This is a genomic window from Pectobacterium parmentieri, assembly GCF_001742145.1.
GTDB classification, from domain to species: domain Bacteria; phylum Pseudomonadota; class Gammaproteobacteria; order Enterobacterales; family Enterobacteriaceae; genus Pectobacterium; species Pectobacterium parmentieri.
The window spans coordinates 1,220,113-1,233,134 of record NZ_CP015749.1 but is presented as its reverse complement, the minus strand read 5'-3'; the positions used below and the strand labels follow the sequence as shown (position 1 = coordinate 1,233,134).

At 53.7% G+C, this 13,022-nt stretch carries 12 protein-coding genes; 1 reads left to right on the top strand and 11 read right to left on the bottom strand.

Translation table 11 applies throughout. The features are described 5' to 3' along the window. Nucleotides 1-150: 150 nt before the first annotated feature. Nucleotides 151-1,320: a lipopolysaccharide assembly protein LapB gene (gene lapB, locus A8F97_RS05480; protein WP_014700267.1), complete on the bottom strand. Its 1,170-nt coding sequence runs from the start codon at nt 1,318-1,320 to the stop codon at nt 151-153. A gap of 12 nt (nt 1,321-1,332) precedes the next feature. Then, nucleotides 1,333-1,638, bottom strand: coding sequence for a LapA family protein (locus tag A8F97_RS05475; RefSeq protein WP_014700268.1), 306 nt, complete (start codon nt 1,636-1,638; stop codon nt 1,333-1,335). Between the two features lie 252 nt (nt 1,639-1,890). Here A8F97_RS05475 and A8F97_RS05470 point away from each other — a divergent pair, with 252 nt between their 5' ends. Beyond that, nucleotides 1,891-2,835, top strand: a complete 945-nt coding sequence (locus A8F97_RS05470; RefSeq protein ID WP_014700269.1) for a sugar-binding transcriptional regulator — start codon at nt 1,891-1,893, stop codon at nt 2,833-2,835. Between the two features lie 117 nt (nt 2,836-2,952). Here A8F97_RS05470 and A8F97_RS05465 read toward each other — a convergent pair whose 3' ends face one another. The 9 genes from A8F97_RS05465 to pgpB form a co-directional block, all read right to left on the bottom strand. After that, nucleotides 2,953-3,951 carry a sugar phosphate isomerase/epimerase family protein gene (locus A8F97_RS05465; protein ID WP_014700270.1) on the bottom strand — a complete coding sequence of 333 codons (999 nt, stop codon included), beginning with the start codon at nt 3,949-3,951 and terminating at the stop codon, nt 2,953-2,955. 100 nt (nt 3,952-4,051) lie between these two features. Continuing rightward, a complete protein-coding gene (locus A8F97_RS05460; RefSeq protein WP_015730654.1) occupies nt 4,052-5,542 on the bottom strand; it encodes an FGGY-family carbohydrate kinase in 1,491 nt (496 codons plus the stop codon). Nucleotides 5,543-5,544: 2 nt separating this feature from the next. Further along, nucleotides 5,545-6,489 carry a transketolase family protein gene (locus A8F97_RS05455; protein ID WP_033071621.1) on the bottom strand — a complete coding sequence of 315 codons (945 nt, stop codon included), beginning with the start codon at nt 6,487-6,489 and terminating at the stop codon, nt 5,545-5,547. Then, a complete protein-coding gene (locus A8F97_RS05450; protein ID WP_014700273.1) occupies nt 6,482-7,312 on the bottom strand; it encodes a transketolase in 831 nt (276 codons plus the stop codon). The genes A8F97_RS05455 and A8F97_RS05450 overlap by 8 nt, the downstream gene beginning before the upstream one ends. Nucleotides 7,313-7,485: 173 nt before the next feature. Further along, nucleotides 7,486-8,583 (bottom strand): ABC transporter permease, encoded by a 1,098-nt coding sequence (locus A8F97_RS05445; protein WP_033071622.1) that lies wholly within the window; start codon nt 8,581-8,583, stop codon nt 7,486-7,488. A gap of 1 nt (nt 8,584) precedes the next feature. Beyond that, nucleotides 8,585-10,060 carry a sugar ABC transporter ATP-binding protein gene (locus tag A8F97_RS05440; RefSeq protein WP_183042278.1) on the bottom strand — a complete coding sequence of 492 codons (1,476 nt, stop codon included), beginning with the start codon at nt 10,058-10,060 and terminating at the stop codon, nt 8,585-8,587. Nucleotides 10,061-10,137: 77 nt separating this feature from the next. Next, on the bottom strand, nt 10,138-10,770 hold the full coding sequence (locus tag A8F97_RS05435) for a DUF2291 family protein (RefSeq protein WP_014700276.1): 633 nt from the start codon (nt 10,768-10,770) through the stop codon (nt 10,138-10,140). Between the two features lie 44 nt (nt 10,771-10,814). Further along, entirely contained in the window at nt 10,815-11,756 is a 942-nt protein-coding gene (locus A8F97_RS05430) for a D-ribose ABC transporter substrate-binding protein (protein ID WP_005972510.1), read from the bottom strand. A 246-nt stretch (nt 11,757-12,002) separates the two neighbouring features. Continuing rightward, nucleotides 12,003-12,779 carry a phosphatidylglycerophosphatase B gene (gene pgpB, locus A8F97_RS05425; protein WP_014700277.1) on the bottom strand — a complete coding sequence of 259 codons (777 nt, stop codon included), beginning with the start codon at nt 12,777-12,779 and terminating at the stop codon, nt 12,003-12,005. Nucleotides 12,780-13,022: the final 243 nt, after the last annotated feature.

Here is a 13,022-nt window from a genome sequence, read left to right as displayed (position 1 = left end):
GCCGCATTCTACATGTCCCGTCCCTGAAATCCCAGCAGCCTGAAGACGAATGCCATTAAAGACGTTAGCTGAAACGGAAATCAGACACAACGTATTGTATGTTGTAACTAAAAGGCATTAAAATAATGGCCCCCTTGGTATCGCGAGATATTATTGCCCATCTAACCCACGGATCGGCTTCACGCTGGCCCAGGTACGGCAGGAAGGACATTGCCAATAGAGTGATTGTGACGTGAAACCGCATTTACGGCAGTTGTAGCGAGGTTTGGTACGAATTTGTTCGCCCACCATGTCACGCAATCCCTGAAGATTTTCTTTTGTTCGCCCGTCTTCCGCTTCATGCAGGTGAAAATCCATCAGGCGATGGAACACGCGCATCGTGGGGTGGCGTTGAAGCTGCCGGTTAATATAAGCCTGTGCGACCTCCGCACCCTCTTCTTTTTCGAGGATGTCGGCCAGCATCAATTCCGCCGTCGCGCCGGTGTTTTCTTCCACGCAGCGTTTGAGGAAGTTCGCCCAATCCAGGAGTTTATCTAAATGCTGATAACACTCCTGTAGCATCGGCAGCGTTTCACTAACTAGCTCTTTATCCTGATCGAGAACCTGTCGCAACGCTTCCACAGCGCGCGAATGATCCTGCTGTGCCATGTAGATACGTCCCATCATGATAGACGCACGAGCGCACTGCTTGTCCGCCGTCGCCCCTTTCTTCAAGAGCGTTAGCGCTTTATCCAAATCGTCGCTGCCCATCGCCAGTAGTGCCAACTCGCAGTAAAAATGAGCAATGTCCACACGGAGCTGATCTTTACCCATCTTGACCAGTTTTTCCGCAACATCGATTGCCGTCTGCCAGTCACTGGTTGCCTGATGGATTTGCAATAGTTGCTGCAAGGCGCTGCGTCGAAAATCTTCTTCATCCACCAACTGATTGAAAATCTCTTCGGCGCGGTCATACAACCCCGCTACCATATAGTCACGGCCCAGTTGTTGCACTGCTAACAGGCGTTGTTCAAACGTTAATGATGCGCTTTCGGTCAGCGCCTGATGGATGCGGATCGCACGGTCAACTTCGCCACGCGAACGAAACAAATTGCCGAGTGTAAGATGGGCTTCAAAAGTGTTGCTGTCGTCCTTGAGCATGTCGAGGAACAGTTCCACCGCCTTATCCTGCTGATTAGACAACAGAAAATTGACCCCGGTGACGTACTCACGGGACAGGCGGTTGGATTCCTGCTCTTTGTCCTGCTGCGCACCTCTGCGACCCATGTACCAGCCATAAGCAGCGGCCACGGGCAGCAACAGAAACAGCAGTTCTAACATAGAGAGAATTCCTTAGTGGGTGACCGTCTGCTCTGGCACCACATTCTCCTCGGTGGAGGTAGAAAGCTGTTGTTCCAGACGCTTGATTTTACGTTGTGCACGGCCAAGCGCAATGCGTTGACGCAGATAAAACAGACCACAAATAACCCAGCCAAGGCCAAAGCCCAGAGCAAATAGCGTGGCGAGCAGTGTGGAGATAGGATACTCCCCCTGCGCCAGCAGATAGTTAAATGTCACAACCTGATCGTTGTGCGCACCCAGTGTGACAGAAATGATGAATATCGCTAGCACGAGTAAAAAAATCAGCAAATATTTCACATTTTCCTTCCTGTGATATCCATTAACCGGATGAATTATGCCAAATTTTGGCGACCAACCCCATTAAATTACCATGTCCAGCACAGACAGGGAAATCATGGTATCAGTCCGATTTTTTGCCATCGTCTTTGCCATCACTCTTATCACGGTACGAAAGCCGAAAATAAGAACCGCACGCCACTGCCGTCTGCGCTTGTTATTTATTCTGTGCTGAATAAAAATGACAGCAGCATGTCAGCAAGGGGGAAAGTCATGTCAAAGCAGGACGAACAGCGATTATTGGTCAAGATCGCTACGCTCTATTATAGCGAAGGGATGAAACAAGCAGAAATTGCCGCATCACTCCATTTGTCACAGTCTTTTGTATCCCGCGCTATCACGCGCTGTGTTAAAGAAGGTGTGGTCAAAATCAGCGTAATTCAACCCCCGAACATGTTCATGGGGCTGGAATCCGCGATTCAAAAGCGTTATGGCATCGATCAGGCCATCGTGGTGGATGTCGCCGACAACGCCACGTTGGCACAAATCAAGCAGGCAATTGGTTCCGCGGCCGCGCACTATGTCCAAACCAGCATCCGTCCTGACGATTTGGTCGGTATCTCATCCTGGAGTAGCACGCTGCGGGCGATGGTGGATAGCCTGCATCCGCAAAGCGTCAAAGCACAGGGCGTAATCCAACTGTTAGGCGGCGTGGGGCCAAACGGCAATGTGCAGGCGACCATTCTGACACAAACGTTAGCCAACCAATTAAGTTGTCCGGCCTATCTCTTACCCGCGCAGAGCATTGAACGTTCGGTGGAAGATCGCGCCCGTTTGGTGACCAGCGATGAGGTTTCCAGCGTGGTCGACAAATTTAGCGAAGTGAGCCTGGCGCTCGTGGGCATCGGCGTGCTGGAGCCGTCGCAATTACTGAAAAATTCCGGTAACTATTATCACGAAGCGATGCTACACCAGTTGGCCGAACGCGGTGCCGTGGGGGATTTATGCCTGCATTACTACAATGCGGAAGGCGAACCGGTGTTACAAGACGATGAAGATCCGGTGATTGGTATGGCGTTACCACAGCTACGTCTGTGTCCGCGCGTGGTAGCACTGGCAGGCGGTATCGAGAAAAGTGCGGCGATTCGTGGCGCATTAATCGGCCACTACATTGATGTGTTGATTACCGATCGGTTAACCGCCGAGACGCTGATCTAATAGACTTATCACCCAGCGGTTTGTGCCGTTGGGTGTGATGTACCGCAGAGATAGAGCCACGATAACGTCAGGCGCAGAATAATTCCCCTATTCCAAGCCTGACGAACCGTACCGCCGCTACTCGCTAACGTTAATGGATGACAGCAGCGCGTCCTGTACAATCCGCTGAGCCTGTAACGGGTTTTGCGCTTCCTGTGCCGCCTGAAGCGCCGGAATATCCAGTTTATCCAGCGCACGATAGATATGCTTCAAGAAACGAATAGACAGTTGCGCCGCCTCGACGTGATTCTCACGGAACGGGAACTGATCGAGCTGCCACACGCCCTGCCAATTGTTGATTTTCAGCACGTAGAAAAACTCGAAAATCTCGGTCATGTGCACCGTACCGACCACCAAATCATCATCCCAACCGCGCAAATTGTCATTCACATCCATGCCGAACAGCCGACCGCGATCGATAATCAACTGGGCAGAATCCGCTGGTGATTCACCGCCATACAGCGCATGGCCGAAGTCCAGTAGCACGCCAACGTTATCTAACCCGATATCTTCAATCCCCAGCAGCGTTCGCGCTGCGGAATCCCAGGTCATTTTCACACGCGGTTCACGCGGCTTGTATTCGATGGCGAATTTCACATCCGGGTTAGCGCCAGCGAGATCGCGCATACCATCAACCGCCAGCTTCCACAGGTTTTTATGGCTGACCTGGAATGGATAATCCCAGCCATCCTGCCCCGGCCAGACTTTGACGTAATTCGCTCCCAGTTCACGCACAATGCCAGCAGATTCATGCATCAGTTCAAACGCCGCAGCCCGCGCGGCCGGATCGGGATTGGTGAAAGCGCCACGCGACCACTTTTGCAGGTAAATTTCCGGTGTGATGCCAATCGCTTTCAGACCCGCATCCTTCAGCGCATCCTTCACTTCGCTGAGTGTGACGCCCGGCGTGAAGGGATAAGGCAGATCGACGTAGGAAAGCTCTCCGACCTCTTTTGCCGCTTTGATTTGATCGATCGTGCTCAAGGCCGGGCCGTAGCCGTCCACCGCGTAGCGATCGATATAATTCGCGAAATGCCACAAACCGGCACCAAATTCAGGGTAGGTATACGTTGCCATAATAAAGTCACCTCATAGATTTGTAATGGTATTGAGCTGCTTATCTTTCTTGCGTATCGGATAGGTTCTTACTGTTAACATTTCTTACTGCTAAAAATAATCATGATTCAGGCCGCAGACGCGCACGCGCCACCGCCGTTCGCCACTGTTGATAGCTCTCCAAAACCCCGTGATTCACCGCCGACGGTTCGATAATTTCGACCTCTCTCGGCAGCGCGGCGATCTGTTCGTTGTGCTCCCACCATCCCAACATCTTTCCGCCCAGATAGGCCGCCCCCAGCGCAGACACTTCTGCGTTGTGATTGCGAATCAGAGGGCGTTGTAATAAGTCGGCCTGAAACTGCATCAGCCAGCGGTTTTGCGTCGCGCCACCATCGACACGCAGCGCGGGTAACGCGGCCTGCGATGCCTGCTCCATCGCGAAAAAGACGTCGGCAATTTGATACGCAATCGCTTCAAGTCCGGCACGGGCGATGATGGCGGGTGTGGTGGCATCGCATAAACCGCACAGCAGGCCGCGCGCTTGCACATCCCAATAGGGTGCGCCCAGCCCGGATAAGGCAGGAATAAAGAAGACGCCCTGATTTGATTCGGCGCTGAGCGCCAGTTCGGTCAGTTGTGTAACGGATGGGACGCCCAGCATCTGACCAATCCAGGCAAATCCCGAACCGGTATGGGTGATATTGCCTTCCAATGCGTAGCGCAGTTCGCCATCGTGCCAGGCAATCGTGGTGCTGAGCCCAGCGGCGTGAAGATGTGGTGTATTGATGGTGGTCATCAGCGACGAGCCGGTTCCGTATGTCGCCTTGATTGCACCACTTTGGTTGATGCCCTGCCCGTACAGCGCAGCATGGGAATCGCCAATCAGCGCCACAATCGGTACACCAGCAGACAGCCCGCTGATACCCGTCACGCCAGTGTGACCATGTAACGCTGAGGAAGGCGTGACGGCAGGCAGACAAACGCTGGGAATACCGAATAGCGCCAGCAGATCCTCGTCCCAGCAGCCACGGTGGATATTGAATAACTGGGTTCTCGCGGCATTGGAATAGTCGGTGGAGTACGCTCGTCCCCCACTAAACTGCCAGTTCAGCCAACAATCCACTGTCCCGATGCACAGTTCCCCCTGCATCGCTCGGGCAACGCCGTTTGGCAATTCCGCCAGCATGGCATGAAGTTTGGCCGCGGGAAAAAGCGGATCGACTTGCAGTCCGGTACGGGATTCGATCAAACGTGCCTCTGCACTTCCCTGTAGCGCCTGACAGAATTTTTCGGCACGGCGATCTTGCCAACTGACCAGCGGCGTCAGCGGATTTCCGGTTTTCCTGTCCCAAATCAGCACCGACTCACGCTGATTGCTGATGGCAACGCCTACCACCTGAGCGCGGTGTAATGACGACAGGCAGGCTTCAGCGGCCTGACAAACTGCACGCCAAATCGCCATCGCATCCTGTTCGGCCCTACCCGGTTGCGGGTGCGTGACCTGCAAAGCGATCGACGCTTTAGCCAGAATGCTCCCCCGCTCATCGACGGCAATCGCCTTGGCGTTCGTCGTCCCTTCATCGATTGCCAAAATAACCGGCGTAAACATCATCAGCCTCCCGGACAAAGACGCAGTGCTGCGTTGACAATGCCCGTCGCGTCTAGACCGTGATGCGCGCGCATCGCGCTCCGATCGGCAGCAATCGCGTATTGACCATCGGGGATCCCCAACCGAACCAGCGGGATCCCACTGCCCGCTTCAGCCAGCACTTCCGCAACCAGACTACCTGCACCGCCGTTGACGTTATGTTCCTCGACGGTGATGACTCGAGGCGTTTCACTCAAAATTTCAAGCAATTGCTGAGTATTGCACGGGCGGATAGAGGAAAGATTAACCACCGTAGCGGAGAGCCCTTTTTCTGCTAATAATTCAGCAGCCGTCACAATTTCATGCACGGTGGATCCCAACCCAACCAGCGCGATATCACTGCCTTTGCGTAGCACATCGATCTGCCCTGGAACAAAGTGATAATGCTCATCATGCAAGGCTGGCAGCGCCTTCCCATCGAGACGAATATAGACAGGTCCCTGATGTGCAAACGCATAATCGATAATCTGGCGGCACTCTTCCGGGCTGGACGGCGCGTAGATCTCAATATTGCCAAACCCTCTCAACACCGCGATGTCATCAATGCTGTGGTGCGTGCTGGCAAGCGGACCGTAGCTACAGCCCGCATTAAGCCCAAACAGCTTGACGTTGCTGTTGTTGTAACAGACGTCGACTTTGAGCTGTTCGTTGGCGCGGGAGATCAGAAACGGTGCTGCGTTGCAGGTCACCGCAATTTTCCCGCCGATAGACAGCCCTACCGCCGTCCCCACCATCGTTTGTTCTGCAATCCCCACGTTGACGATACGGCCGGGGAAACGCTGTATGAACGGTGAAATTTTCGCCGTGGAGGTCGAATCCGCCAACACCGGAACGACATCGATTCCCTGTTCGACGGCCTTGATGAACTGCTCAACCATGACTGTTGCCAGGTGCTCTGCATTACTCATCTTTTAGTTCCTCCAACGCCAGTGCAATTTCTTCGCCTTTCGGCACCCGGTGGTGCCATTCAGCTCGTCCCTGAATAAACGACACGCCTGCACCTTTTTCCGTATTCGCAATCACCACATTCGGCTTGCCGTTGCGAGGCAGGTTCTCCAATGTTTCCACCACCGATTGCATGTCATTACCTGCGCATTCCGTGACCTGTAAGCCAAAGGCCTGCCACTTCTCTGCCAGCGGATCGGTATTCATAATGGAACAGGTTGTCCCCGCCAGTTGCAGCTTGTTCTTGTCGTTGATGATGATCAGGTTATCCAGTTGGTAATGCGCCGCCACCAGCGCCGCTTCCCAGTTACTGCCTTCTGCCAGCTCGCCATCGCCCGTCAGGACAAACACCCGGCGCGGGCTGTTATCACGCTTCGCCGCCAGCGCAATGCCGACAGCAACTGGCAGCCCATGCCCCAGCGCCCCAGTGTTCAGCTCAATCCCCGGCGTTTTGTGCTTGACCGGATGCCCGGGCAAATGCGAATCAGGATGCTGATAGGTTGCCAGCCACGCTTCAGGGAAATAGCCCGCCTCGGCCAGACAGCAGTAATAACCGCCAACGGCATGGCCTTTTGACTGGATATAAATATCGCGCTGCGGGTCCTGAAGACGATCCGGCGCACAGTTCAGGATGCGAAAATACAGCGCTGTCAGAATCTCAACCTGTGACAGATCTGCGCCCGTATGCCCACCAGCCGGGCTATTGGCATTCAGATGAATAATGCGGCGGCGTATGGCGCGAGCTTTGTTCGTCAGCGCCTCCACCGACAAGGAGTACGGATTCATACCTCACCTCACTTGAATTTTTACTCAAAAACGAATATTTATTCATGTTGAATCAAAAAAAATTGCGCTCAAATCGGGCCTCGGTATGTCTACCGACATCGCTCCCGCCACAACCCAACGCCCCGTGCGATCTACACTAAAATGCACTCTACCCTTAATGCATCTACGCCTAACTAAGCGCCTTCCGCCGCAGCCTTCTGTGACACAATCGCGGCCTTGTGCTGCATACAGTTCTGCATCTGGTCGATAATCACCGCCACAATGATGACAATGCCTTTGATCACCATCTGCCAGAATTCACTTACGCCCATCATTACTAGCCCGTCGGCAAGAATGCCGATGACAAACGCACCAATCAGCGTGCCCAGAATCGTGCCGCGTCCACCTGCCAATGACGTTCCACCGAGTACTACGGCGGCGATCGCGTTCATTTCAAAGGCAGTGCCCGTCGCCGGATGGCTAGCGACCAGTTGAGAAGACACCACGATGCCCGCGATAGCCGCGCAGAAACCGGAAATGGTGTAAACCCAGACTTTGACCTGACGTACTTTGACACCGGAAAGCTCAGCAGCACGCTCATTGTCACCAATTGCATAGACATGGCGGCCGAACGGTAAGCGACGTGCCACGTAGGCAATCACCAGTGCCAACACCAGCATCAACCAGATAGCTAGCGGGAGCCCTAGGATCGTGCCGGAGCCAATCAGCTCAAAACCGGTATTCCCCAACTGTGGATTACCACCTAAGCCGGGGAACGTTTCCCCACCGGAAATCAGCATCGATGCCCCACGCACGATGTACATCGTTCCGAGCGTGCAGATAAAGGGCGCAACGTTATACCGCGTGATAATCCAGCCGTTGATGGCACCGATGAGCGCACCAATCACCAACACGACGGGCACGATGACCCACACGCTGGGGAAAATTGCGATACCAAACATAGGCAGCACAATGCCCTGGGTAATCATGTAACCCGCAACCATGCCGCACAGCCCCAGCGTGGCACCGATGGACAGGTCAATCCCGGCGGTAATGATGACAAACGTGATACCCAAAGCCAGAAACGCATTGATCGCGATGTGCTTCACCATGATGATTAGACTGCCCGTCGCCAAAAATCCGGGCACCGTGAAGGCAAAGAACCCCAGAATCAGGAACAGCGCGATGAACGTGCGCAGCCTGAGGATCAACAGCAGGATGCTCTCTCGTGAGCGTACAAACTTCCCCGGAGATAGCGTACCTGACGCCGCCGGAAGGTGAGTCGTTTTCATGTCAGAACCCTTGTGCACTTGCCGAAACCAATGCCGATTCGCTGGCCGATTGACGCACGATATTCGCCGTCAGTTTGCCATTCGACATCACCAAAATACGGTCCGATACCGCCATAATTTCTTTCAGATCCGAGGTGGAAAACAGCACGCCGATGCCCTGTTCGGACAGCCCGACCATCATTTCAAACACATCGGCCTTAGCCCCCACATCGATGCCCCGCGTCGGTTCGTCCAGTAGCAGCACCTTGGGGCTGGTCAGCAGCGAGCGGCCAATGACCACTTTTTGCTGATTACCACCGCTGAGCGCCTGAATTTCCACCTCGGGTGAAGACACTTTGATCGCTAACTGCCCAATCGCGCTGGCGACCACTTCTTGCTCCTGTCGCTGGAAGATCGCCATGCCGTATTTCAGCCGTCGCCATAGGCTGGCGATAGTGAGATTAGAAGCGACTGATGAGAGCGGAAAAATGCCGGTTTTTTTGCGATCTTCCGGCACCAGGCTCATCCCCATGCGGATGCGCTGCGCGGTAGAAAGACGCGGATTAACCGGTTTGCTATCCAGATAAATCTTGCCCAGATAATCATTCTGAATGCCCAGCAAGCACTCAAACAGCTCCGTGCGCCCAGCCCCCATCAGCCCGTAAATCCCGACAATTTCCCCTTCACGCACCATCAGCGAGACATCATTCACCACCTGATGCCCGGCATCATTGAGACAGGTAAGATGCGCCGCTTCCAATATCGGCGCACCGAACGTTCTGTCCGAATGCAGGAAGCTGGTGACAGGGTCACCGCCGAGCATTTCCCGCACGATCCACGGCACATCGATGTCGCTGACCGCCGCTTCCGCCTGAAAACAGCCGTCACGCAGGATGGTGATGTAGTCGCCAATCGCCATTAGCTCTTCAAGCCGATGCGAAATGTAGATGATGGAAACATTCTGACGAGTCAGCTCGCGGATCACGCGAAACAGAATCTCCACTTCGGTTTTGCTTAGCGCGGAGGTCGGTTCGTCCAGAATCAAAATGTCGGCCCGATCCGCCAGCGCCTTGGCAATTTCCACTAGCTGCTGCTGGCCGACTTTCAGGCTAGCGACCTCGGTACGCGGCGAAATAGCCTGATCGAGACGCGCCATCAGCTCCGCCGCAATCCGCTCCTGTTCCAGATGATCGATAGGCGTAACGCCCTTTTGCAGTTCCCGACCCAGGAAGATGTTCTCTGCCACACTCAGGTTTTCGGACAGGTTAAGTTCCTGGTGTACCATGCCGATGCCTTTCGCCGTCGCATCGCGGGTATCAGCGATATGCACCACGTTGCCGTTTAGCAGGATCTGGCCGGACGTAGGCTGCTGTACACCTGCCAGAATCTTCATTAGCGTCGATTTTCCTGCTCCGTTTTCGCCAATGATCACGTTGACCTTGCCGCGATAAACGTTGTAATCGACGTTATCCAACGCTTTAGTGCCGGGAAACAGCATAGTGATGCCTCGGGTTGCCATCACAATTTCGGGGCGACAAGCCGTGCTAGGCTGTAGAGAGACATCCGATTTTTCCATCATTGCGTCCCTCCGCTGCTCGTTTCGGTCAGGTTTAACGTCATCGGCACCGCATCGCTGATGCCCTGCTTCGTCACGACCAGCGCCGCCAACACGTTAACGGTTTTACCTTGCACACTGGCATCCAGTTCCGGCAATGACGCGATCGCTTTGCTATTCAGCGCACGTGCTAATTGAGCAAACTGCACCTGATTCTTGAAATCATCAAAGCGGATAAACCCTGCCGCATCGCGAATCGCATTGCCTTTGACTATCGGTCCTAGCTGTAGAGTGACGGTGTCACCTTTCACATTCAGCACCAATTTTCCTTCACGACTTTCTCGATCAATCCCACCGATCGGGCCCTGAAGCCGTGCGTAGACGGCTTTGCGTGCCGCGCCTTCCAGCGTTGCCTGCATTTTCCTTACGTCATCCCAGGACAGCGCCTGCTGCTGCGCCGTAGGGAGCAATGTTGGCTGCCACAGCGCCGTCGCAATATTCTCTGGCGTCATGGCGCTATAGCCTGGCGTAGAAGTTGGGTCAACCGGAATGATCGGCTTACCATTTTCATCCAGATCGACCACCGTACAGGCAGACAGCAGCAAGGCGCAGAGTCCAATCCAGCCGACGCGATATCGTTCACCAAACAACATAACGACTCCTCTATCAGCAGGAGCTAACGCTCCCGCTGCCTCGATTACGGTTTCAACGCAAAGGTGTTGAGTTTGTTCGCATTAGATTCATCGATCAGAATGCAGTCCATCAGTTGTTTTTCATCGTGCTGTGCTTTGCCGTTCTTCAGGTAGTAATCCGCCTGTTCGACCGCCATCTGTGCCTGCTGCCAACCGGGTTGCAGCACCGTGGCCTTGATGTTGCCTTTATTGATGATGGAATCACGCACGTAGTCGCTGCCGTCAAAGCCCACTACAATTACGTCGTGACGCCCCGCCGCTTTCAGCGCTGCTTCTGCACCTAGCGCCATGGTGTCGTTACCGGAAATCACACCGGTGATATCTGGGTTTGCCTGCAAGATGGCTTCCATGCGGGTAAACGCTTCCGTCTGGCTCCAGTTCGCGGTTTGTCGAGCGACGCGCTTCATGTCGCTATATTGATCGATCACATCGTGGTAGCCCTGCGAGCGGACGTGCGCATTGGTGTCCGACTCACGCCCAATCAGCTCGACGTACTTACCTTTCTGTCCCATCAGTTCGACAAATTTCTCCGCGCCGAGCTGTGCGCCCTGATAGTTATTGGAGACGATCTGCGCCACGGCCACGCCGGTTTCATTAATTTCACGGTCGATCAGGAACGCAGGAATACCCGCCGCTTTCGCTTTCTTCAACGGGCCAATGGTGGCATCGGCCCCGGCATTATCCAGAATGATGGCCTTCGCCTTGCGGGCAATGGCAGTTTCAATCAGTTGATTTTGCTTACTAACATCATCGTCGTGCGACGCCACCAGCGTGGTGTAACCCAGCTCAGCGGCTTTGGTTCTGGCACCTTCGGCTTCCGCTTTAAAGAATGGGTTGTCGTGTGAAGGCGTAATAATGGCGATCAAGCCGTTATCTGCGGCGAACGTGCCAGCAGATAGGGAAAACATGATAGCCAGCAGGGAGGATTTCAGACGGTAAGGTTTCATTGTTATTCTCCTGTTTGAATATATATTCAATATTGAATTAACATTCAAATGAAGTTTTACAACCAACCGAAAAATTGTCCAACAGCAAAAACAGGAATAGCGAAGCAGCTCACAAATTGTTTACATTTTGTGCGAGGAAATCGCGGGAAGAAATAGGGGATGAGGCATAAAGAAGCGGATGACTAATGCCATCCGCAGGATAGAATCTACAGGGTATGACCTGCGACAGGAACCACCGCTCAGGGGCTACGAGGATTTATTCTCAGCGGCATCCTCTTCCGCCTGTTCTTTGATTTCTTCATACTGGAGCGATAGCGGGCCGCACCAACGCTGTGCCAGCCAACTGGCGACCACCACCAGAAGCCAACTGATTAACGTCGCCACCACCAGATCCTGCGGCCAATGCATGCCCAAAACCAGACGGCTGCCCATGACGCCACTGGCCCAGAGCATCAGGATCGCCACGGTTTTATAATGTCGCCGCGCCCACAGCAACCCAACACCCAGCAGCGCCCACGTCGCGGCAAACAGGGTATGTCCAGAGGGAAAAGCAAAGCCAGTTTCAAACTGCCAGTGGCTACGCAGCCATTGTGGGATCTGGGTTTGATCCTGCAACTGCTCTTTCACCAATTCCGAACGATCCTTGCGCGGTAGCGAATAGAAATAGCTATCATCCACCTGATGATTTTTCTCCAGCCAGACCACATAAGGCCGGGATTCCTGCACCCACTCTTTAATCACCGATTTGATTCCCTGTCCAACCAACACCGTAATCGCCATAATAACCAACAGGCCAAGTGCAGCTTTTAGGCGAAAACGCAGGCACCAGAGAAACCAGAGACTTAGCACAATACTAGTCAGAATGCCCCACGGCGATGTCACCGTCTCGGTGATCCAAAAGAGTACACGCAACCAGAGCCCGCCATACTCTGGTTGCCACTGCCAGCCGCTCATCCAGATAATCATTGGCATAATCAGTAATAGCGCTGCGCCAATGGTGGTTCGTTTGGCAATGTCGTACATAATTTATTCCCATAATTCAGCATGATGCTTTGCAACAAAACTTTCACAATTCTATCAGAAAATCTGACATGAACTGTCAGTATGGCGTAAAATAGCGCTCAGTTCTGTCAACGAAGATGAAACCAAACTGAGGTCAGGTCAGACTGTAATTCAATTTTTGTGACGTTCTTAAACAGGCTTTTTTGCTGGTCAAGCGCGATAGGCCGCAGTAGGATTCGCCTCAGCACTTTTTTTGGACACAGC